Below are 20,321 nucleotides of genomic sequence, written 5' to 3' on the forward strand. Positions count from 1 at the left end.
CCCTTGAAACACGGATGCCAGACATGGCATGCGACCCTGTCCTTATCCATAGCTGCCGCACCTAACCTATGCGTCAAGCTGCCGCCAGCAACCGGAACGCGGCGTCATCACGGCGGAACCGAACCCGATGTCCAAGACCCTCAGACTGACCGCCGATCCGGACGGGATCGCCCGCGCCGCCGCGCTGCTCGGTGACGGTGCGCTGGTCGCCTTCCCGACCGAGACGGTCTATGGCCTCGGCGCCGATGCGCGGAACGACCAGGCGGTTGCGGGCATCTTCGCGGCCAAGGGGCGGCCGCAGTTCAATCCGCTGATCGTCCACGTCGCCAACCGCGATCTGGCCGAGCGTCACGTCGCGCTGACCGGCACTGCGGCGCGGCTGGCCGAGGCGTTCTGGCCCGGCCCGCTGACGCTGGTCCTGCCGCTTCGCCCCGACGCGGGAATCGCCCCGCTGGTCACGGCGGGTCTGGGCACCGTCGGCATCCGCGTCCCGGCCCATCCCGCCGCGCAGGCGCTGCTGACAAAGTTCGGCGGTCCGGTGGCTGCGCCCTCGGCCAATCCCTCCGGCCGGATCAGCCCGACGGCGGCGGATCACGTCCTGGCCGGTCTCGACGGCCGGATCGGCGCGGTGCTGGACGACGGCCCCTGCGGCGTCGGGCTGGAATCGACCATCGTGGGCTTCGACGAGACCGGCCGCGCGCGTCTGCTGCGCCCCGGCGGCATCACGGCGGAGGACATCGCGGGGGTTCTGGGCGAACGGCCCCTGCCGCCGGAAGCAGGCGGCAAGATCACCTCGCCCGGCCAGTTGCTGTCGCACTATGCCCCGCGCGGGCGGGTCCGTCTGAACGCGACGGCGCCGGAGGACGGCGAGGTCATGATCGGCTTCGGCCCCGTGCCCGGCGATACCAGCCTGTCGGAAAGCGGCGATCTGGCCGAAGCGGCGGCGAACCTGTTCCGCATGCTGCACCTGTTCGACACCGCCGAAGCCATCGCTGTCGCCCCCGTCCCGGAGGAGGGTCTCGGCGCTGCGATCAACGACCGCCTGCGCCGCGCCGCCGCGCCGCGGAACTAGGCCTCAGGCCCGGCCCGCCGCCGAGGACAGCAGCGCCGGGGAAATCCCCAGCGTCCTGAGCGCGGCCTCCCACCTGCCCGAGATCGCGGTGTCAAAGATCAGCCCCGCCGAGGCCTCGGCGGTCAGCCATGCGTTCATCGCCAGTTCGCTTTCCAGCTGCCCCGCGCCCCAGCCGCAATAGCCCAGCGTGACCAGCGTCCGCGCCGGGCCGCGATCCGCCGCGATGTCCTCCATTACGTCCATCGTGGCGGTCATCGACAGCTCCTGCGTGACCTTCAGCGTCGAGATGGCCGAGGTGTAGTCGGGCGAATGCAGGACGAAGCCGCGCTCTTCCTCGACCGGGCCTCCGGACAGGACATGCTGTTCGCCCGCCCCGCTCTCGCACTCGATGTTGAGCTGTTCGAACAGGTCACACAGGCGGACCCCGGCGGACGGCCGGTTGACCATGAGCCCCATGGCCCCCTCATCGGAATGCGCACAGAGAAACACCACGGCCGATGTGAACCGGGAGTCCATCATGCCCGGCATGGCGATCAACAGCTTGCCGGTCAGGTCGATGGCGGACTGCAATCCAAAGCTCCCATGGGTGCCTGCAACGTTCGCCGACAAGATGACGTCAAAAGGCATCTGCTGCAAGGAGCCGGGGCGGATTGTGACAGGCCCGTCACGAATGCGCGACGCGGCGGGCCGTTCAGCCGAATGTGAGTTGGCAAAAGCGCCCGCACCCCGCATCTGAAAGGGATGTCATATCTGTCGCGCCTGATCCCTGCCCTCGCACTGGCCCTGCCGCTTGCCCCCGCAGCGCTGGCGAACCCGTATGAGAACAACGTCTCGGCCCGCATCCTGCCGGGCTGGCGCGGCGCGGACGGGCGGCACGTGGCCGGTCTGGAACTGACCCTGACCAAGGGGTGGAAAACCTACTGGCGCAGCCCCGGCGAAGCGGGCGTGCCGCCGATCTTCGACTGGTCCGGCTCGGACAATCTTTCCGCCGTGCAGGTCGTCTGGCCCCGGCCGACGGTCTTTGACCAGAACGGCCTGCGGTCGATCGGCTATCACGGGCGCGTGGTGCTGCCGCTGGTGCTGACGCCCGCACGGGCCGGTCAGCCGATCCGGCTGGACGGGGATGTCAGCCTCGGTATCTGCGAAGACGTCTGCGTGCCGCTGGACTTGCGGATCTCGGGCACATTGCCCGCGCAGGGCGGCGGGCGCGATCCAGCCATCGCCGCCGCGATGGCGGACCGTCCCTATTCCGCGCGCGAGGCGAAGGTCGGCAAGGTCGAATGCCACCTGACCCCCGGCCAGCGCGGCATCGGGCTGTCGGTCGACATCGCGATGCCGAGTGCCGGTGGCCGTGAAACGATCGTCGTGGAATCGAACGATCCCGGCCTCTGGGTCGCGGATGCCGAAACCGTCCGTCAGGGCAATCGTGTCGTCGCCCGGACCGAGATCATGCACAGCGCGGGCGGCAGTTTCGCGCTGGACCGGTCGGGCCTGACGATCACCGTCCTCGGCCGCGACCACGCGGTCGAGATCAGCGGCTGCGGCGGCTGAGCCCTCAGGCCCCCGCCGCCAGCCGCCGGCGTCCCCGCATCATGCTGACCGCACCGATCGCGTAGACCGCGACCACGACCACGGCCATCCCGGCAAGGAACACCATCAGCGCGGCGCCGAGCGGCGCGGCTCCGGCCAGTCCGGGCGCAAGCGCGGTGATCCAGCCCGGCAGCGCCCCGGTCACCACCGTGACGCCCATCGTCGCCGCCATCCACGCAAGCATCACCAGCCCCGCCGCCCGCGTCAGGCCGCGCAGGCCCCGGCCTTCGCGCGGGGCGCGGGTGGCGCGGCGGAAGGCGCGCGTCTTGCTCTGAACGTCCGCCTGCACCGCGATCAGCGCGGGCACTATGACCAGCACGAGGATCATGCCGAAGCCGAGCCCGTAGCACAGCGTGATGACCGTGGGCTTCAGGAACTCGGCCTGGCTTGACCCTTCGTAGAGCAAAGGGGCGAGGCCCAGCACGGTCGTCAGCGTGGTCAGCAGCACGGGGCGCAGGCGGTCCGCCGTGCCGTCGATGATCGACGGAATCAGCCCCCGGTCGGCCGCGTATTCGTCGATGGTCGTCACCAGAACGATCGAGTCGTTGATGATGATCCCGGTCATCCCCAGCAGGCCGACCACCGTGAACATCGACAACGGGGTGTCCCACAAACCGTGCCCCCATATCGCCCCGACCAGCCCGAAGGGAATGATCGCCATCACGACAAGCGGCCGCGTCCACGAGGCAAAGACCCAGGACAGCACGAGGTAGATGCCGAGGATCACCATCATCAGGCCCAGCGTGGCGTCGGACAGGAACTCCCGCTCCTGTTCCGACAGACCGCTCATCCGCCATTCCACCTGCTGTTCGCTGGCGATGGCCGGCAGGATCTCGTCCTGCAGGCTCTGCATGATCTCCGACGCGCGGGCTGGATCGTCTTCCGATATGTCGCCGGTGACGGAAATCACCCGCAGCCCGTTCTCGCGCTGGATGGTGGAAAAGCCCGACTGCCGTTCGACGCGGACAATGTCCGCCAGCGGCACGTAGATGCCCGACGGCGTCCGCATCTGCGTCCGGTCGAGGAAATCGGCGGTCAGTTCGTTCTCGGGCAGTTCCACCCGGATGGTGGCCGAGCGCGGCCCATCGGGATAGGTCGCCGCCTCGATCCCGTTCAGCCGCTGTCGCAGCACCCGGCCCAGCGTGTCGATGGTGAAACCGAGCGCGCGGCCCTGCGGGGTCAGGTCGAGGATCAGCTCTTCCTTGTCGTAGGCCAGCGAATCCTCGACCGCCGAGACCTCGGGGAACCGCGCCAGCGCCGTCTTCAGCGCCTCGGCCGCGGCCTTCAGCGTCGACGAGTTCGCCCCGTAGAACTGCACGTCGAGCGAGTCGCCGCCGGGCCCGGAGCGCCAGCCACGGAAGGACACCTCTTCGGCCATGGGATGCTGCTGCACGGCCTCCTGCAGATCGGCGACGAACTGGAACGAGGAATAGGGCCTCAGGTCGGGGTCGATCAGCTCGATCGCGATGGAGCCGAGCTGATCGGGCTCTTTCGATTCCGAACTGGCCAGCGCCCGGCCCGTGTTCCCGCCGATCTCGGCGATGACGTAGGATATCGGGTTGCGGCCATGTTCCGCCTCGTACCGCGCCGCCACCTCGTCGGTCGCGCGCTGCATCTCGCGCATCATCTCGATGGTGTCCGCCCGTGTCGCCCCCGGCGCCATCGCGAAGTTGCCGGAAATCGACGCCTGTTCCGGCGCGTTGAAGAACCGCCAGGGGATCGTGCCGTCGATCACCGGGGCGATCTGCGAGGCCAGCACGACGAAGACCCCGCCCAGCACCGGATAACGCAGCCGGACGATCCAGCCGACGAAGGGCCGGAACAGGCGGCGGCGGATCCAGACGAACCCGCGGTTCACCACCCGCGACGGCAGGTCGTACCAGTGCCGGGTGCCCGCATGGGCCAGCGCGTGGCTCATGTGGTTGGGCAGGATCAGGAAGCATTCGACGAGCGAGGCGATCAGCACCACGATCACCGTGAACGGAATGTCCTGGATCATCTCGCCAAAGCGGCCGCCGACGAAGGTCAGGCCGAAGAAGGCGATGACCGTGGTCAGCGTGGCGCTGAACACCGGCATCGCCATCCGCTGCGCGGCGGATTCCGCTGCGACCACGGGATGTTCGTTCAGCTTGCGATACCGTGCGTCCGCGTGTTCGCCCACGACGATGGCATCGTCCACCACGATCCCCAGCGTGATGATCAGCGCGAAGAGAGAGATCATGTTCAGCGTCAGACCGAAGGCATACATCAACGCGATGGCCGCCAGCATCGACACCGGGATCCCTGCCGCGACCCAGAGCGCGGTGCGCGCGTTCAGGAACAGGAACAGCAGCACGACGACCAGCCCAAGCCCGACCAGCCCGTTGTCCAGCAGGATGTCCAGCCGGCCGGTGATCGCCTCGGCCCGCGTGCGGATCAGATCGACGGTCGTGCCTTCCGGCAGCGTCGCCTGAAGCTCGGCTGCGACCCGTTCGACCGTGTTCTGGATGCCGATGGCATCGCCCCGGTCGGTCCGGTCGACCCGGATGGAAATCGCGGGGTTCTCGCCCACGAAATAGGTCCGGCCCCGGTCCACGCCCTCGACCCTGACGGTCGCGACGTCGCCGATGGTCAGCTCGGATCCGTCCGGGTTCAGCCGCAGTGGGATCGCCGCGATCTGGTCGGCCGAGCGTTTCTCGACCCCGGTGCGCACCCGCGCATTGGCGCCGGTCACGTCGCCCGCCGGGTCGGCGTCCGCTTCGGCCGCGATGGCCTCGGAGATCTCGGACATGGTCACGCCATGCGTCATCATGCTGACCGATGGCACCTCGACCACCGTTTCGGGGGCCGAGACGCCCCGGATCGTCGTGCGCGTCACGCCTTCGGCGAACAGCCGGGTGACGAATTCGTCTGCGAAGCGTGCCAGCTGATCGGTGCCGACCGGGCCGGTGATGACCACGTCGGTCACCCGGTCCCGCCAGCCCCCGCGCCGGACCTCGGGCTCCTCGGCATCCTCGGGCAGGTTGTTCACCGCGTCGAGCGCCGCCGACACGTCGTCGACCGCACGGCCCATGTCCCAGTCCGGCTCGAATTCGAGCGAGATCGTCGCCCGCCCTTCGCGCGAGCGGGAGTCCGAGCTTTCGACCCCCTCGACCGCCAGCAGCGCCGGTTCCAGCAGCTGGACGATCGCACCGTCGATGTCCTCGGCCCCGGCGCCCTGCCAGACCACGCTGACGCTGATGTCGTTGATGATCACATCGGGAAAGAACTGCGCCCGCATCCGCGGCGCGGCCAGCATCCCGAGTGCCAGCAGGATCACCAGCAGCAGGTTGGCGGCCGTCCGGTGACGGGTGAAATAGGACAGGATCCCGCCCGCGGCATTCGGCATCGTGCGCATGGATCAGCCCCCCATCCGTGCTTCGATGCGCTCGACCATCTGGGCGGGCACCATCGGTTCGTCCAGCTGCGCGAGGATGCGCGCCTTCATCTCCTGCGGCATCCTCTGCGCTCCTTCGACAAAGGCACGGATGCGGGCCCGCCGCTCGGGCGTCAGTTCGACCATCGCGGGGGCCTGTGGCGCGGCGGCGGCGGTCTGCTCGGCGTCGGGCGTGTTCAGGATACGCACCTTGATCCCTGCGCCGAGCAGCGGCGAGCGTTCGCGCACCACGTTGCGCCCGCCAAGGTCGTCGCCCGTGACGATCACGTCGTCCCCCTGCCTGCGCAGCAGTTCGACCTGCAGCACCTCCAGCCGCTCGTCCGCGCCGACCACCAGCACCGTCTCGGCCGCGTCAATGGCCGTGGCGGGCAGGCGCACGACATCTGTCAGCGCCGGTTCCTCGGTCGTCACGGTGACGAAATCGCCCGGCTTCAGCCCCGGCGCGCGGTCCAGCCGCGCATAGATCAACCGCCCGACCTGTCCCTCGCCGACTGCCGCACCGGCGCGGCTGACGGTGCCACCGGCGCTCAGCCCGATCCCCTGCACGTCCAGCGTCACGGTCACCGGCACCTGGCGCAACCGCCCGTCCACGTCCAGCAGCCGGGCATATTGCGCAGTCGATACCCGGAACGCCACTTCGAGCGAGTCCGGATCGACCAGTTGCCCCAGCATCTCGCTGGCTGAAACCAGCCGCCCCTCGACCACCGTTACCCCGCTCAGCGTCCCCGCGAATTCGGCGGTGAGCGTGGTGTCATCCAGATCGCGCTGCGCCTCGTCCCGCGCCAGTTCGGCCCGCGATAGCGCGGTCGCCGCCTGATCCACCCGCGCCTCGGCATTGGCCAGCGCCGACCGTGCGGACAACACGGACTGCCGCGACGCGGCGGCGGCCAGTTCGGCCGTCTCCACCAGCGCCTCGGTGCCGACGCCGCGGTCGCGCAGGTCGGCCTGCCGCCGGAACGCCCGGTCCCTGAGAGCCGCCTGTTCCTCGGCCGCCGTCAGGGTGTCCTGCGCGATGACCAGCGCCCGCGCCGCGTCGCGCCCCTCGGCCTCGGCATCGCTCAGATCGGCCCGCGCACGGGCCAGCGCCGCCTCGGCATTGACCGGATCGAGACGCATCAGCACCTCGCCCGCCTCCACCGCGCCGCCGTCCTCGAAATCCTCGTTGAGTTCCATCACCGAACCGGCGGCCGAGGCGCGGATGTCCAGCGTCCGGCGGCTCTGGATCTGGCCGAAGGCGCTGAGGACCGGGGTGATCGTGCCGGGATCGGCCGCCACCACGTTGACGGCAAAGACCCGCTCGCGCGCGGACGGGGTGCGCGGTTCCTGCGACAGCCGCGACGAGACCGCGCCGAACACCGTGGCCCCGGCATAGACCATCAGGCCAAGGGTCACGGACAGCAGGAACAACCCGGTCAGGCTGTTTCGCAGGAATCTCATCGGCACGGCTCCTTACACGTCCCCGCAGGGGCATCACAGGATAGACCGCACCCCGCGCCACGGCCAAGTGACAAGCCCGTCAGCGGCGCAGGGGACGGTCCATTGCAGGGTTATACGTGATACGGCGCTACTTCCGTCGCAGATGTTCGTCGAGCCGCGGCATGATCTCGACGAAGTTGCAGGGCCGGTGCCGGTAATCGAACTGCGCGGCGAGGATTTCGTCCCATGCGTCGCGACATGCGCCGGGGCTGCCGGGCAGCGCGAAGAGGTAGGTGCCCCCCGCCACGCCGCCCGTCGCGCGGGACTGCACGGCGCTGGTGCCGATCTTGTTCATCGACACGATGGTAAAGACCGTGGCGAAGGCCTCGATCTCCTTCTCGTAGACGTCGCGATGCGCCTCGACCGTCACGTCGCGCCCCGTCAGCCCGGTGCCGCCGGTGCTGAGGATCGCGTCGATGCCGTCATCCGCGATCCAATCCCTGAGCTTCGCCGCGATCGTATCGCGCTCGTCCGGCAGGATGTCCCGCGCGGCCAGAACATGGCCCGCGTCGGCGATCCGCTGCACCAGCGTGTCGCCCGACCGGTCGTCGCCCAGCGTGCGGGTGTCGGACACGGTCAGCACCGCGATCCGCACCGGGATGAAGGGTTTCGTGTCGTCGATCGCCATCTTCGCCTCCTCAGGCGCGTTCGGTCAGCGCCAGCCGCAGCGCCAGCGCCGCGAATATCCCCGCGCTGGCCCGGCCAAGCCAACGCGACACGCTGTCCGAGGTCGCCATCCGCTTGCCGACACCGGCGGCAAAGGCGCCGGCCAGCCCGTTGATGATGAACCCGCCGATCGAGAGCATCAGCGCGAAGGTCAGGAACTGCGCCAGCACCTGCCCGCGTGCGATGTCCACGAACTGCGGCACGAAGGCCAGCGTGAACAGGATCACCTTGGGATTGGTCAGGTTCACCAGCAGGCCGTCCCTGAACGCATGCCGTGCCCCCCGCGTGTCCACCGCGTCGGGCGCCTTCGCCCGCAACGAGGTCACGGCCAGCCACAGCAGGTAGGCCACCCCGACCCAGCGGATCACGTCGAACAGCCCCGGATGCGCCGCCACCAGCGCGCCCAGCCCCAGCCCCGCCACGAGCCCGTGGATGAACGCCCCGAGCGCGATGCCACCGCTCGCCGCCCAAGCCGGGCCCGGCCCGCGCCTGAGGCCCTGCCCCACGCAGAACATCATGTCCGCGCCGGGGGTGAGGTTCAGGGCAAGCCCCGCGGGCAGGAAGGCAAGCAGGACGATCGGATCGACGGGCAGCATCGGGGCCTCAGAAACAGGGGGTGGGCACGGGCAGGCGCGGCACCTCGTGCATCGCGGACTGGAATTGCTGGAATGTCGGGCCGGAGGCCTGCCGCGCCAGCGAGGCGCCGGTCGGATCGGCACCGGGATCGCCGGGACAGGCCATGCCCTCGCGATACCGCTCGACAGCCCGCGCCACCAGCGCCCCGGCCCGTTCGGCGATCTGGTCCTCGGGCACCGGCGGCACCGCGTTCACGCCGACGAAGCGCGCGGAACGCAGCAAAGCCAGTTCCAGCCGTTCCACCGCATCGGGCTCCAGCATCCCCTCGCAGAGACGGGCCCCCGCGACGAGATCCACCAGAACGCCCAGCATGCACCCGGCCGAGCCCACGGGACTTTCGTCCATCGCGCTGTAGCGGACCCCGCCTGCGCCGTCCGGCATCTCGATGATCCGCACCGGCCCCTGGGGCAGCACCAGCATCCGCTTGCCGTCGCCCAGATCCTCGACCTCTGCCTCGTGCGCGGCCATCACCGCCGCGTAGTCGATGTCGAACGCCGCCCCCGGCCCCGCGATGCAGCACAGCAAGACCGCGACAGGCGCCCTCATCCGCCCAGCCTCGCCTTCAGGCTCAGCAGATCGGCCCATGCCTCGCGCTTGGCCAACGGCTGCCGCAGCAGGTAGGCCGGATGGGTCATCGGCAGCGCCGGCTTGCCATAGGCCTCGGCCCAGTTGCCCCGCAGTTTCAGGATCCCCCGCTGCCCCAGCCCCGCCTGGCACGAGATGTTGCCCATCAGGATGATGACATCCGGGTCCACCAGCGCCACGTGCCGTTGCACGAAGGGCAGCATCATGGCGATTTCGCCCGGCTCCGGGTCGCGGTTCTGCGGCGGCCGCCACGGCATCACGTTGGTGATGTAGACCGCGCGTTCGGGCTCCTGCGCCTCGCGGTCCAGCCCGATCGCGGCCAGCATCCGGTCCAGCAACTGCCCGGCGCGCCCGACGAAGGGCCGACCGATCCGGTCCTCGTCCCGCCCCGGCGCCTCGCCGATGATCATCACCCGCGCCGCCGGATTGCCGTCCGAGAACACGAGGGTCTTCGCCCCCAGCTTCAGCTCGCAATGCTCGTAAGCGGCCAGCGCAGCCTTCAGCCCCTCGCGGTCCTTTGCCGCGCCTGCAACAGCCCGCGCCACCTCGACCGCATCGACCTCGTTCCGCTCGCGAACCGGCTCCGCCACCTGCGCCGCAGCCGCGCGTGCCGCCTTGCCCGGACGATCCTGCACCTTGGCCAGTGCAAAGCGGTCCACAGGCGCATCCAGAATCGCCTCGGTCGCGCCGAGTTCCACTTGCCATTCCAGCAGTGCCTTCGCCCTGTGCCAGTCGAGTGCCGATTCCATCGCTCCACCCTACAGCCCCGCGCGACCGCCGGAAACCGTGACGGGTTCCATGCTTCATCTCGCCCGGATCACTCATGCGGCTTCGGGGCCATGGGCCACGGGGGCCGCAGCACACATGCCTGCGACGCAGGACCCGACCGGGGCCTGCCGACCTTCGTCAGGCCGGTGCCACTTCGGCCAACGCGTGACAGGCGGCCTGACCGGCCGGCGTCGGCCTGGGCAGAGGGATCTCCTGCCGGCAGCGGTCGAACGCCAACGGACAGCGCGGGTGAAAAGCGCAGCCGGGCGGCGGTGAAATCGGATTGGGGATCTCGCCCTCGACCGGGCGGCGGCGACGTCCCGACAGGGCGAGATCCGGGACCGCATCCAGCAGCATCCGCGTGTAGGGATGCTGCGGCTCCGAAAACAGCCGCCGCCCCTGCGCGACCTCGACCAGACGCCCGAGGTAGAGCACCCCGATGCGTGTCGCCATGTGCCGCACCACGGAAAGGTCGTGACTGATCAACAGGTAGGTCAGGCCGAATTCGTCCTGCAGGTCGCGCATCAGGTTCAGGATCTGTGCCTGCACGGACACGTCCAGCGCCGACGTCGGCTCGTCGCAGACGATGAACTCGGGTTTCGACGACAATGCACGCGCAATCGCGATCCGCTGCCGCTGTCCGCCCGAGAATTCGTGCGGATACTTCATCACGTCCGAGGCCGACAGGCCCACGACCTCCAGCAGGCGCGCGGCTTCGGCGCGGGCATCGGTGGCATTCATCAGGCCGAAGGTGCGGATCGGCTCGGATATGATCTCGCCAACACGCCAGCGCGGATTGAGACTGGCGAAGGGATCCTGAAAGATCATCTGGAAACGACGGCGCAGGCTGCGCGGTACACCCGCCCCCGCGTCGATCCGCTGGCCGTCGAAGGTGATCGTGCCGGCAGACGGCGGCAGCAGGCCCACGACCATCTTGGCGATGGTCGACTTGCCCGAACCGCTCTCGCCGACCAGGGCAAAGGTCTCGCCCCGCGCGATCTCGAAACTGACATCGGCATTGGCGGTCAGGTATTGCTTCTCGTCGCGCTCGATCACCCGGTTGAGCCAGGGTCTGGACACGTCGAAGCGGCGGGTCAGGCCCTCGATCTTCAGCAGCGGCTCAGGCATTGCGCATTCCTCCGGTCGCCACGGTGTCGTAGAGCCAGCAGGCGACCTCGCGTCCGTTCCCCCGATCCATCAGTTCGGGCCGGGTTTCCCGGCATGGCGCGAACGCCTTTTCGCAGCGCGGGTTGAAGGCGCAGCCCGGCGGGATGGCATGCAGCCGCGGCATCGCGCCGGGAATCTGGACCAGCCTGTCGCTTTCCTGAGTCAGCGTCGGGATGGAGCCCATAAGCCCGGCCGTGTAGGGATGCAGCGCATCGGTGATGACCTCGCGGACCGGTCCGATTTCGGCCATCCGTCCCGCATAGAGCACCGCCACACGGTCGGCGGTTTCCGCGATGACGCCCATATCATGTGTAATCAGCATGACGGCCGCGCCCCGTTCGGCGCAGATGTCCTTGAGCACTTCGATGATCTGCGACTGGACAGAGACGTCCAGAGCAGTCGTCGGTTCATCCGCGATCACCAGCTCCGGTTCGGCGCAGAGGGCGAGAGCGATCACCACCCGTTGCCGCATCCCGCCCGAGAAATGATGGGGATAGTCGTCGATCCGGCGCGCGGCGGCGGGGATGCCGACACGGTCCAGCAGGGCCACCGCGCGTTTTCGCGCCTCGGCTTCCGACACGTCCATATGGGTGCGGATCGTTTCGATCAGCTGCTGCGCCACGGTGTAGAGCGGGTTCAGCGAGGTCAGCGGGTCCTGAAAGACCATACCGATCCGACGGCCCCGCACCTTGCGCATCGCCTCGGGGCGCAGATTGTCGATCCGTTCGCCCTTCAGACGGATTTCGCCGCCCGCTATGCGGCCCGGCGGTTCGATCAGGCCGATGATCGAGGCTCCGGTGATCGACTTGCCCGCCCCGGATTCACCGACCATTCCCAGCACCTCGCCCGGCATGATGTCGAAACTCACCCTGTCCAGCGCGCGCAGTGTCCCGCGCCGGGTGGGGAATTCGACCACGAGATCGCGGACGGAAAGCAGCGGGTCGGTCATCGCACCGGTCATCTCTGGCCTCTCTTATCGCAGGCGGGGGTTCAGCGCGTCGCGCAACCAGTCACCCAGCAGATTGACCGACAGGGCCAGCGCCAGGAGGGTAATGGCGGGGAACAGGAGGATCCACCACTCGCCGGAAATCAGGAAGCCCTGCCCGACCCGGATCAGCGTCCCGAGACTGGGCTGCGTCGGTGGCACGCCGACGCCGAGGAAGGACAGGGTTGCCTCGGCGATGATGGCCAGCGCGAGACTGATGGTGGCGATCACCAGGACGGGCCCCATCACGTTGGGCAGGATGTGGCGGAACATGATCTTGAGCGGATGCGCCCCGATCACGCGGGCGGCCTGTACGTATTCCTTGTTCTTCTCGACCATGGACGCGCCCCGCACGACGCGGGCGAACTGCACCCAGTCCGACAGGCCGATAGCGACGATCAGCACCCAGATGGCAAGCTGGTCGCGCAATGCATCCGGGATGAAGCCCCGCGCGATGCCGAAGACCAGAAGCGCGATCAGGATCGCCGGAAAGGCAAGCTGCACATCCGCGATGCGCATCAGGGCGCTGTCCACCCATCCGCCCCGCCACCCTGCGAACAGACCGATCGAGATCCCCATGACCATCGCGAAAAGCACCGCCATCGCGCCCACGAACAGCGAAGTGCGCGTGCCGTACATGATCGTCGACAGCATGTCGCGGCCCTGTCCGTCCGTACCAAGCAGGAAGACCTCGCCCGTGAAGGCGTTCGGCTCCATCGGCGGAGTGAAACCGTTCATGAGATTCAGGGCGGCCGGGTTGTAGGGATTCATCGGCGCGATCAGGGGCGCGAAGACGGAACAGACCACGACGATCAGGACCACGACCGTCGCAACGATGGCCACTGGCGCGGTGCGGAACGCATAGGCCAGATCGCTGTCCCAGGCACGGTAAAGCCGACCGGGGGTCTTGGGTTCGGAAACCGGGGTTTCAGGTGTCATCTGGCGCTCCGATCAGTGGCTTCGCGCGGCGCGGTCGACGCGCAGACGGGGATCGACCGCATAGTAGAGAAGGTCGACGATCAGGTTGATGACCACGAATATCAGCGCGATCATCATCAGGTAGGCCGACATGACAGGCACATCGACGAACCGGACCGAGTTGATGAACAGCGCGCCGACTCCGGGCCAGTTGAAAACGGTCTCGGTGATGATGGCGAAGGCGATGATCGACCCGAGCTGCAGACCGGTGATCGTGATGACCGGCACCAGCGTGTTCTTCAGTGCATGGCCGAAGTTGACCGCCCGCGCGGACAGGCCGCGGGCGCGGGCGAACTTGATGTAGTCGGTGCGCAGGACTTCCAGCAGTTCGGCCCGCACCAGCCGCATGATCAGGGTCATCTGGTAAAGTCCCAGCGTGATCGCCGGCAGGATCAGCGCCAGCCGCCCCGAGGTCGTCAGGAACCCGGTGGTCCACCAGTTGCCGATCTGAACCACCGCGCCACGCCCGTTCGACGGAAGCCAGCGCAGTTCGACCGCGAAGACCCAGATCAGCAGCACCCCGATCAGGAAGGTGGGCAGCGACACCCCGATAAGCGAGGCCGTCATGATTATGTTCGACAGGATGCCGCGCCGCCGGAGCGCCGTGTATACTCCGAGCCCCAGTCCGGTGACGAAGGCCAGCGTGGCCGATACCAGCGCCAGCTCCATCGTGGCAGGCAGACGCTGCAGGATCAGTTCGGCCACCGGCATCTGCAACCGGTAGGAGATCCCGAAATCCCCCTGTGCCGCATTGCCGAGAAAGCGCGCGAACTGGACGACGATCGGGTCATTCAGGCCAAGGCGGTCCCGCAGCTCCTCGCGGTCCGAGATCGAAGCCTCCTGCCCCAGCATCGAGTAGATCGGGTCACCGACGAAGCGGAACAGGGCAAAGGACACCGCGGCGACGGCGATCATGACGATGACCGACTGCAACAGGCGGCGGATGATGAATGCGATCATGGGTCTGTCCCGTCATGGAGCGCGCGTGGCGGGGCTTTCGGCGGCGGGCCGGCCGGCTGAGGGATCGGCACGGTGTGCACGATCTGCCGGAGAGGCTGCCACCAAGGCAAACGCCCGGCCAGCCATTTCGGCCAGCCGGGCGCAGGTCGTTCGGGGTCGGGTCAGTCGACCGTGACGGTCCACATCGTGGGCGAGTTCTCGGGATGGACCTCGATGTTGAAGCCGTCCTTCACCGCATATGCGAGCAGCTGGTTGTGCACGTTCAGGAAGACGCGGTCCTCCATCACGGTATTCCAGATCTCACCGATTACGGCATTGCGCTCATCCAGATCGGTCATCGTGGCGATCTGTTCGATCTTGGCATCGACTTCGGGGTTCGAGTACCGGCCGCCGTTGTAGGCACCGTAAGATCCTTCGCGGGTGTGCACGAGGAAGTTGAACACGTAAGCGGAATCGAAGGTCGGCACGCCCCAGCCCAGCAGGTAGAAGTCGGTTTCCCACTTCTCGATCAGCGGGAAGTGCAGCGACCGCGACTGCGCGTTCAGCGACACGGTGATGCCGATGCGACCCAGCATCCCGACCACGGCCTGACAGATTGCCTCGTCGTTCAGATACCGGTCGTTCGGGCAGTCGAGCTGCACCGAAAACCCGTCCGGGTAGACCGACTTGACCAGTTCCGCCGCGCGATCGACATCGGGCGCGTCATAGGCGTTCATCTCTTCCGTCCAGCCGTTCACGAAGGGCGGCAGCGGCGCGGCCGACGGCTGCGACTGGCCCCGCATGACGACCTGACGGATCGCGTCGCGGTCCAGTGCCAGTGCCATGGCTTCGCGGACCTCGGGATGCGAGAAGGGGTTGTCATCGACATTGGACGACCGGAGCTTCTCGGAGGTCATGTCGTAGGCGAAGAAGATATTGCGGTTCTCGGGACCCGTCACGACCTTCACGCCATCGCTTTGCTCCAGCCGCGCGATGTCCTGCACCGGCACGTCCTGAACGAAGTCGACTTCGCCCGACAGCAGCGCGGCGATGCGCGTCGCGGCCTCGGGGATCGGCTGATAGATCACCTCGGTGATCTCGGGGGCGTCGCCCCAGTAGCCGCTGTGGGCCTCGAGAACGGTCCGCACTTCGGGATCACGCGAGACCAGTTGGTAGGGTCCGGTTCCGTTGGTGTTGCGCACGGCAAAGTTTTCCTCGCCCGCGGCGAAGTTCTGCGGCGCCACCACATCGTTCGCCTCGGCCCAGTCCTTGTCGACGATGAAGAAGTTCGTGAGGTTGTTCGGGTAGAGCGGCGAGGGGCCGGACATCTTCACGTGAACCGTGTAGTCGTCGATGGCTTCGGCACCGGTCACATCTGCATGGATCGCCCGGAAGCCCGAGCTTTCGTGCAGGACGCGCTCGTAGGAAAAGACGACGTCTTCGGCAGTGAAGGCCGCGCCATCCTGGAAGGTCACGCCTTCACGCAGTTTCAGCACCCAGACAGACGGGTCGTCGGGATGGATTTCCCAGCTGGTGGCGAGGTTCGGCTCAAGCGTGCCGTCGACACTGCGCGAAACCAGCGTGCTGTAGATGTGGCGCAGAAGGGCCAGCGTCGGCCCCTCGTTCTGGCTGTGCGGGTCGAGGGTCAGCGCATCGGCCACGCGGGCCCAGCGGATCGTCTCGGCCGAAACACTTCCGGCGGCCAGGGCCAGCGCGAGTGCCGAAGCGGTCAGCTTCAGCGCGGAGGGAAGCTTGGTCATGGTCGTCTCCTGTTGGAATTCTTGCCATTTTTGTCAGGCAACGGCGGGAGGAGACAGAGATTTGACCAACAAGTCAATTCAGGCCCGAGGTCACGGAACCATCACAAATCCGTGACCCGAACGGACCGTCCGGCGACGGCTTTGTCCGGACCCGTGTAAGGTCGAAAACGGCGGGCGGTTCCGACGCATCCGCATCCCCCGCTTGTCCCGCGCGCCCCCGCTTTCTATAAGCCGGAACGGAACAGCAGGAGCGCGGACATGGCCTTCACGCAGACCCACCTTCTGGGGATCGAACCGCTCGCCCCGGCCGAGATCACCGCGCTGCTCAACCTCGCCGACGACTACGTCGCGCTCAGCCGTTCCGCCAACAAGCATTCCGACGCTCTGGCGGGCCTCACGCAGATCAACATGTTCTTCGAGAACTCGACCCGCACGCAGGCCAGTTTCGAACTGGCGGGGCGGCGGCTCGGGGCGGATGTGATGAATATGGCGATGCAGATGTCCTCGGTGAAGAAGGGCGAGACCCTGATCGACACCGCGCTGACCCTGAACGCGATGCAGCCCGACCTGCTGGTCGTCCGCCATCCGCAGTCCGGCGCCGTCGACCTGCTGGCGCAGAAGGTGAACTGCGCCGTGCTCAACGCGGGCGACGGGCGGCACGAGCATCCGACGCAGGCGCTGCTCGACGCGCTGACGATCCGGCGGCGCAAGGGGCGCCTGCACCGGCTGTCGATCGCGATCTGCGGCGACATCGCCCATTCCCGCGTGGCGCGGTCCAACCTGATCCTGCTGGGCAAGATGGAAAACCGCATCCGCCTGATCGGTCCGCCGACGCTTATGCCCTCCGGCATCGCCGATTTCGGCTGCGAGGTCTACGAGGACATGGCCGAGGGGCTGAAGGACGTGGACGTCGTCATGATGCTGCGGCTCCAGAAGGAGCGGATGGACGGCGGCTTCATCCCGTCCGAGCGCGAGTATTACCACCGCTACGGCCTGGACGCCGAAAAGCTGGCGCATGCCAAGCCCGACGCCATCGTCATGCACCCCGGCCCGATGAACCGCGGGGTCGAGATCGACGGCACCATCGCCGACGACATCAACCGCTCGGTCATCCAGGAACAGGTCGAGATGGGCGTCGCCGTCCGCATGGCCGCGATGGACCTGCTGGCCCGCAACCTGCGCGCCCGGCGGAGCGCGGCTGCGTGAGCCGCGACCTCTCCGGCCAGGCCACCGGCGACGGCTGGGAGGGCATACTCGACCCGGACGAGGTGATCCTCTGGCAGGGCCGTCCCGATGCCACGGTCCGTGTCGGCGGCGCGCAGATCTTCGGGATGATCTTCGGCCTGTTCTTTGCCGGGTTCGCCGCCGTGTGGATGATGCTCGCCTCGACGGCCGGCGGGTATTTCTGGATGTTCGGCCTGCTGCATTTCTTCGTCGGCCTGTCTGTCGCCTTCGGCTCGATCGTCGGCCCGCCGTGGCGGCGGCGGCATACGTGGTACACGCTGACCGACCGCCGGGCCTTCATCGCCACGGACATGCCGCTGTGGGGTCGCAAGCTGAAAGCCTATCCCATCGACACCCACACGCCCCTCTCGATAGACGAGGACGGCGACCTTGCGACCGTGAACTTCGCCCACGAATATCGCCAGAACAAGAACGGCTCGCGCCGGGTCGACATCGGTTTCGAACGCATTCCCGACGGGCGCGTTGTGCTTGCGAAGATGCGCGAGATACAGGAGGACGCGGCATGAGCGAACGGATCGAGATACCGGCAGGGGGCGGACAGATCGTCCACGTCTTCGGGCTGGACCTGACGGGGCCCGAGGCGGAAGCCTTCGTGCGCAAACCGACGACCGAGAACGGGGCGGGATGGCCGCTGAAGGTCGCCCTTGGCGCGCGGCAGCTGGAGCCCGCGCATATCGAACACATCCGCGTCGGCGACCTCGCCGGGATCGGCCTGACCGGCTACCTGACCGAGGGGCTGGGCCTCGACCCCGAAGCGGTGGAAGCCGGGCGCGACAGGCTCGACGCCCTGCGCGGCGAGGTGGTGATCCTGCGCCCCGCGGCCTTCGGCGGCGAGGCGCAGACGCTTACGGTCGAGCCGCCGCTGATCCACGCGGGCGGATACCCGGAACTGAAGGGCGCGACGACGATGGAGCCGCTGCGCTCGCCCTCGGCCGAGGGACACCTGTCCCAGCCCGCCGCCCCCTCGACACCGACACCGCGGGCTGTGAAATGGATGGCGGCGATTGCCGCGGCCATCGTCGTCATCGGCCTGCTGATCGCCCTGACCGGAGGATTTCGTTGAGCCTGATCTTCAAGAACGCCCGCCTCATCGACCCCGAGACGGGCACCGAGACCCACGGCAGCCTGACCGTCCGCGACGGGCGGATCGTGGACACCGGCGCCGAGGCGCACGCGCAAGGGGGCGACGAAGTGCTGGACTGCGGCGGGCTGTGCCTCGCGCCCGGCCTCGTCGACATCGGCGTCAAGGTCTGCGAACCGGGTGAGCGGCACAAGGAAAGCTTCCGCAGCGCCGGTCAGGCGGCGGCGGCGGGCGGCGTGACGACGATGGTCACGCGCCCCGACACCCTGCCGTCCATCGACACCCCCGAGACGCTGGAATTCGTCGCCCGCCGCGCGCGCGAGGCGACGGCGGTCCGTGTCCTGCCCATGGCCGCCCTGACCAAGGGCCGCGAGGGGCGCGAGATGACCGAGATCGGCTTCCTGCTCGACGCGGGCGCGGTGGCCTTCACCGACTGCGACCGGGTCGTCGCCGACACCAAGGTCTTCTCCCGCGCGCTGACCTATGCCCGTTCGCTCGGGGCGCTGGTCATCGCCCATGTGCAGGACCCGAGCCTGTCGCATGGCGCCGCCGCGACGTCGGGCAAGTTCGCCTCTCTGCGCGGCCTGCCCGCCGTGTCGGCGATGGCCGAGCGCATGGCGCTCGACCGCGACATGGCGCTGATCGAAATGACCGGCGCGCGGTACCATGCCGACCAGATCACCACCGCCCGCGCCCTGCCCGCGCTGGAACGCGCCAAGCGCAACGGGCTGGACGTGACAGCCGGCGTGTCGATCCACCACCTGACGCTGAACGAGATCGACGTCGCCGACTACCGCACCTTCTTCAAGGTCAAGCCGCCGCTCAGGTCCGAGGATGACCGCCGCGCCGTGGTCGAGGCCGTGGCGACCGGGCTGATCGACATCATAACCTCGATGCACACCCCGCAGGACGAGGAAAGCAAGCGCCTTCCGTTCGAGGAAGCGGCCTCGGGCGCGGTCGGGCTGGAAACGCTTCTGCCCGCGGCGCTCAGGCTCTATCATGCGGGCGACATGGACCTTCCCACGCTGATCCGCGCGATGACCCTGAACCCGGCCCGCCGCCTCGGCCTGCCGCAGGGGCGGCTGTCGGCCGGTGCGCCCGCCGACCTCGTGCTGTTCGACCCCGACGCGCCCTTCGTGCTGGACCGCGAGACGCTGCGCTCGAAGTCCAAGAACACCCCCTTCGACGGCGCCCGGATGCAGGGCCGCGTGCGCGGCACATGGGTCGCCGGGCAACGCATCTACGACGCGGAGACCTCCAATGCCTGAGTTCGTCACCGGCACCACCGCGCTGATCCTCTGGGCCGTCTTCGGCTACCTGATCGGGTCGATCCCCTTCGGCATCCTGCTGACGCGGATGATGGGCCTCGGCGACCTACGGCAGATCGGGTCGGGCAACATCGGCGCGACAAACGTCCTGCGCACCGGCAACAAGCGCGCCGCCGCCGCGACGCTGCTGCTGGACGGCGCCAAGGGGGCCGTCGCCGTGCTGATCGCCCGCGCCATGGCCGCCGAGGACGCGGCACAGGTGGCGGGCCTGATGGCCTTCCTCGGGCACTGCTACCCCGTCTGGCTGCGCTTCAGGGGCGGCAAGGGCGTGGCGACTTTCCTGGGCGTGCTGCTGGCGCTGGCATGGCCGGTCGGCCTCGCCATCTGCGCGACGTGGCTGCTGACCGCGGTGATGAAACGGATCTCGTCGCTGGCCGCGCTGGTCGGCGCGGCAACGTCGAGTGCCTGGGCCATGTTCCTCGGCCAGGGCGAGGTGTTCTTCCTCTGCGTGATCCTGACGCTGATCGTCTTCTGGCGGCACCGCGCCAATATCGTCCGCATCAACCGGGGCACGGAACCGAAGATCGGCAGCAAGTAAACCGGCGTGAGCCTGCGCAGGTCCGTTGTGCGCCCGCGCACCGGCGGAAGCGGCGCGGACCTGCGTTGAACCGGGGACTTACCAGGAAAGAA

General features: G+C 68.2%; 19 protein-coding genes. 7 read left to right on the forward strand and 12 right to left on the reverse strand.

Annotation, left to right across the window (positions count from 1 at the left end; translation table 11 throughout):
- The first annotated feature begins 127 nt into the window (after positions 1 to 127).
- Positions 128 to 1,072 (forward strand): L-threonylcarbamoyladenylate synthase, encoded by a 945-nt coding sequence (locus ATO6_RS00305; protein ID WP_088621967.1) that lies wholly within the window; start codon positions 128 to 130, stop codon positions 1,070 to 1,072.
- 3 nt (positions 1,073 to 1,075) lie between these two features.
- On the opposite strand, the gene ATO6_RS00310 is transcribed toward ATO6_RS00305, so the two are convergent.
- Positions 1,076 to 1,642, reverse strand: a complete 567-nt coding sequence (locus ATO6_RS00310) for a YqgE/AlgH family protein (protein ID WP_254919035.1) — start codon at positions 1,640 to 1,642, stop codon at positions 1,076 to 1,078.
- A gap of 171 nt (positions 1,643 to 1,813) precedes the next feature.
- Here ATO6_RS00310 and ATO6_RS00315 point away from each other — a divergent pair, with 171 nt between their 5' ends.
- On the forward strand, positions 1,814 to 2,623 hold the full coding sequence (locus ATO6_RS00315; protein ID WP_088621968.1) for a protein-disulfide reductase DsbD domain-containing protein: 810 nt from the start codon (positions 1,814 to 1,816) through the stop codon (positions 2,621 to 2,623).
- A 4-nt stretch (positions 2,624 to 2,627) separates the two neighbouring features.
- Here the strand turns inward: ATO6_RS00315 and ATO6_RS00320 are convergent, their stop codons facing one another.
- The 11 genes from ATO6_RS00320 to ATO6_RS00370 form a co-directional block, all read right to left on the reverse strand.
- Positions 2,628 to 6,038 (reverse strand): efflux RND transporter permease subunit, encoded by a 3,411-nt coding sequence (locus ATO6_RS00320; RefSeq protein ID WP_088621969.1) that lies wholly within the window; start codon positions 6,036 to 6,038, stop codon positions 2,628 to 2,630.
- A gap of 3 nt (positions 6,039 to 6,041) precedes the next feature.
- Positions 6,042 to 7,514 carry an efflux RND transporter periplasmic adaptor subunit gene (locus ATO6_RS00325; protein ID WP_088621970.1) on the reverse strand — a complete coding sequence of 491 codons (1,473 nt, stop codon included), beginning with the start codon at positions 7,512 to 7,514 and terminating at the stop codon, positions 6,042 to 6,044.
- Between the two features lie 127 nt (positions 7,515 to 7,641).
- On the reverse strand, positions 7,642 to 8,181 hold the full coding sequence (moaB, locus tag ATO6_RS00330) for a molybdenum cofactor biosynthesis protein B (protein ID WP_088621971.1): 540 nt from the start codon (positions 8,179 to 8,181) through the stop codon (positions 7,642 to 7,644).
- A gap of 10 nt (positions 8,182 to 8,191) precedes the next feature.
- Entirely contained in the window at positions 8,192 to 8,815 is a 624-nt protein-coding gene (locus ATO6_RS00335; RefSeq protein ID WP_176440779.1) for a LysE family translocator, read from the reverse strand.
- 7 nt (positions 8,816 to 8,822) lie between these two features.
- A complete protein-coding gene (locus ATO6_RS00340; RefSeq protein ID WP_088621972.1) occupies positions 8,823 to 9,401 on the reverse strand; it encodes a hypothetical protein in 579 nt (192 codons plus the stop codon).
- The gene (locus tag ATO6_RS00345) at positions 9,398 to 10,189 is read right to left on the reverse strand and encodes a uracil-DNA glycosylase family protein (protein WP_088621973.1); all 792 of its coding nucleotides are present in this window, start codon (positions 10,187 to 10,189) and stop codon (positions 9,398 to 9,400) included. The genes ATO6_RS00340 and ATO6_RS00345 overlap by 4 nt, the downstream gene beginning before the upstream one ends.
- Positions 10,190 to 10,346: 157 nt before the next feature.
- Complete coding sequence (locus tag ATO6_RS00350) at positions 10,347 to 11,336, reverse strand: ABC transporter ATP-binding protein (protein WP_088621974.1); 990 nt, start codon at positions 11,334 to 11,336, stop codon at positions 10,347 to 10,349.
- Positions 11,329 to 12,324: an ABC transporter ATP-binding protein gene (locus tag ATO6_RS00355; protein WP_088623342.1), complete on the reverse strand. Its 996-nt coding sequence runs from the start codon at positions 12,322 to 12,324 to the stop codon at positions 11,329 to 11,331. Before ATO6_RS00355 ends, ATO6_RS00350 begins: the two co-directional genes overlap by 8 nt.
- A gap of 24 nt (positions 12,325 to 12,348) precedes the next feature.
- Positions 12,349 to 13,299 carry an ABC transporter permease gene (locus ATO6_RS00360; protein WP_088621975.1) on the reverse strand — a complete coding sequence of 317 codons (951 nt, stop codon included), beginning with the start codon at positions 13,297 to 13,299 and terminating at the stop codon, positions 12,349 to 12,351.
- Between the two features lie 12 nt (positions 13,300 to 13,311).
- Positions 13,312 to 14,298 (reverse strand): ABC transporter permease, encoded by a 987-nt coding sequence (locus ATO6_RS00365; RefSeq protein ID WP_088621976.1) that lies wholly within the window; start codon positions 14,296 to 14,298, stop codon positions 13,312 to 13,314.
- A 161-nt stretch (positions 14,299 to 14,459) separates the two neighbouring features.
- Entirely contained in the window at positions 14,460 to 16,037 is a 1,578-nt protein-coding gene (locus tag ATO6_RS00370) for an ABC transporter substrate-binding protein (RefSeq protein ID WP_088621977.1), read from the reverse strand.
- A gap of 258 nt (positions 16,038 to 16,295) precedes the next feature.
- On the opposite strand from ATO6_RS00370, the gene ATO6_RS00375 reads away from it, so the two are divergent.
- Genes ATO6_RS00375 through plsY form a run of 5 tightly spaced genes read left to right on the forward strand, consistent with a single transcriptional unit; the run spans position 16,296 to position 20,229 of the window.
- The gene (locus tag ATO6_RS00375; protein WP_088621978.1) at positions 16,296 to 17,243 is read left to right on the forward strand and encodes an aspartate carbamoyltransferase catalytic subunit; all 948 of its coding nucleotides are present in this window, start codon (positions 16,296 to 16,298) and stop codon (positions 17,241 to 17,243) included.
- The gene (locus tag ATO6_RS00380) at positions 17,240 to 17,788 is read left to right on the forward strand and encodes an aspartate carbamoyltransferase catalytic subunit (protein ID WP_088621979.1); all 549 of its coding nucleotides are present in this window, start codon (positions 17,240 to 17,242) and stop codon (positions 17,786 to 17,788) included. The genes ATO6_RS00375 and ATO6_RS00380 overlap by 4 nt, the downstream gene beginning before the upstream one ends.
- Entirely contained in the window at positions 17,785 to 18,345 is a 561-nt protein-coding gene (locus tag ATO6_RS00385) for a hypothetical protein (protein ID WP_088621980.1), read from the forward strand. Before ATO6_RS00380 ends, ATO6_RS00385 begins: the two co-directional genes overlap by 4 nt.
- Complete coding sequence (pyrC, locus tag ATO6_RS00390) at positions 18,342 to 19,631, forward strand: dihydroorotase (RefSeq protein WP_254919036.1); 1,290 nt, start codon at positions 18,342 to 18,344, stop codon at positions 19,629 to 19,631. Before ATO6_RS00385 ends, pyrC begins: the two co-directional genes overlap by 4 nt.
- The gene (gene plsY, locus ATO6_RS00395) at positions 19,624 to 20,229 is read left to right on the forward strand and encodes a glycerol-3-phosphate 1-O-acyltransferase PlsY (RefSeq protein WP_088621982.1); all 606 of its coding nucleotides are present in this window, start codon (positions 19,624 to 19,626) and stop codon (positions 20,227 to 20,229) included. Before pyrC ends, plsY begins: the two co-directional genes overlap by 8 nt.
- Positions 20,230 to 20,321 lie beyond the last annotated feature (92 nt).

This window comes from Oceanicola sp. 22II-s10i (assembly GCF_002210105.1).
GTDB lineage: Bacteria > Pseudomonadota > Alphaproteobacteria > Rhodobacterales > Rhodobacteraceae > Pseudooceanicola.

What these genes read in the sequence shown, in the direction of transcription:
- ATO6_RS00305 (WP_088621967.1), top strand. Translation starts at nt 128, where the DNA reads ATGTCCAAGACCCTCAGACTGACCGCCGATCCGGACGGGATCGCCCGC.
- ATO6_RS00315 (WP_088621968.1), top strand. Translation starts at nt 1,814, where the DNA reads ATGTCATATCTGTCGCGCCTGATCCCTGCCCTCGCACTGGCCCTGCCG.
- ATO6_RS00320 (WP_088621969.1), bottom strand. Translation starts at nt 6,038, where the DNA reads ATGCGCACGATGCCGAATGCCGCGGGCGGGATCCTGTCCTATTTCACC.
- ATO6_RS00325 (WP_088621970.1), bottom strand. Translation starts at nt 7,514, where the DNA reads ATGAGATTCCTGCGAAACAGCCTGACCGGGTTGTTCCTGCTGTCCGTG.
- moaB (WP_088621971.1), bottom strand. Translation starts at nt 8,181, where the DNA reads ATGGCGATCGACGACACGAAACCCTTCATCCCGGTGCGGATCGCGGTG.
- ATO6_RS00335 (WP_176440779.1), bottom strand. Translation starts at nt 8,815, where the DNA reads ATGCTGCCCGTCGATCCGATCGTCCTGCTTGCCTTCCTGCCCGCGGGG.
- ATO6_RS00340 (WP_088621972.1), bottom strand. Translation starts at nt 9,401, where the DNA reads ATGAGGGCGCCTGTCGCGGTCTTGCTGTGCTGCATCGCGGGGCCGGGG.
- ATO6_RS00345 (WP_088621973.1), bottom strand. Translation starts at nt 10,189, where the DNA reads ATGGAATCGGCACTCGACTGGCACAGGGCGAAGGCACTGCTGGAATGG.
- ATO6_RS00350 (WP_088621974.1), bottom strand. Translation starts at nt 11,336, where the DNA reads ATGCCTGAGCCGCTGCTGAAGATCGAGGGCCTGACCCGCCGCTTCGAC.
- ATO6_RS00355 (WP_088623342.1), bottom strand. Translation starts at nt 12,324, where the DNA reads ATGACCGACCCGCTGCTTTCCGTCCGCGATCTCGTGGTCGAATTCCCC.
- ATO6_RS00360 (WP_088621975.1), bottom strand. Translation starts at nt 13,299, where the DNA reads ATGACACCTGAAACCCCGGTTTCCGAACCCAAGACCCCCGGTCGGCTT.
- ATO6_RS00365 (WP_088621976.1), bottom strand. Translation starts at nt 14,298, where the DNA reads ATGATCGCATTCATCATCCGCCGCCTGTTGCAGTCGGTCATCGTCATG.
- ATO6_RS00370 (WP_088621977.1), bottom strand. Translation starts at nt 16,037, where the DNA reads ATGACCAAGCTTCCCTCCGCGCTGAAGCTGACCGCTTCGGCACTCGCG.
- ATO6_RS00375 (WP_088621978.1), top strand. Translation starts at nt 16,296, where the DNA reads ATGGCCTTCACGCAGACCCACCTTCTGGGGATCGAACCGCTCGCCCCG.
- ATO6_RS00385 (WP_088621980.1), top strand. Translation starts at nt 17,785, where the DNA reads ATGAGCGAACGGATCGAGATACCGGCAGGGGGCGGACAGATCGTCCAC.
- plsY (WP_088621982.1), top strand. Translation starts at nt 19,624, where the DNA reads ATGCCTGAGTTCGTCACCGGCACCACCGCGCTGATCCTCTGGGCCGTC.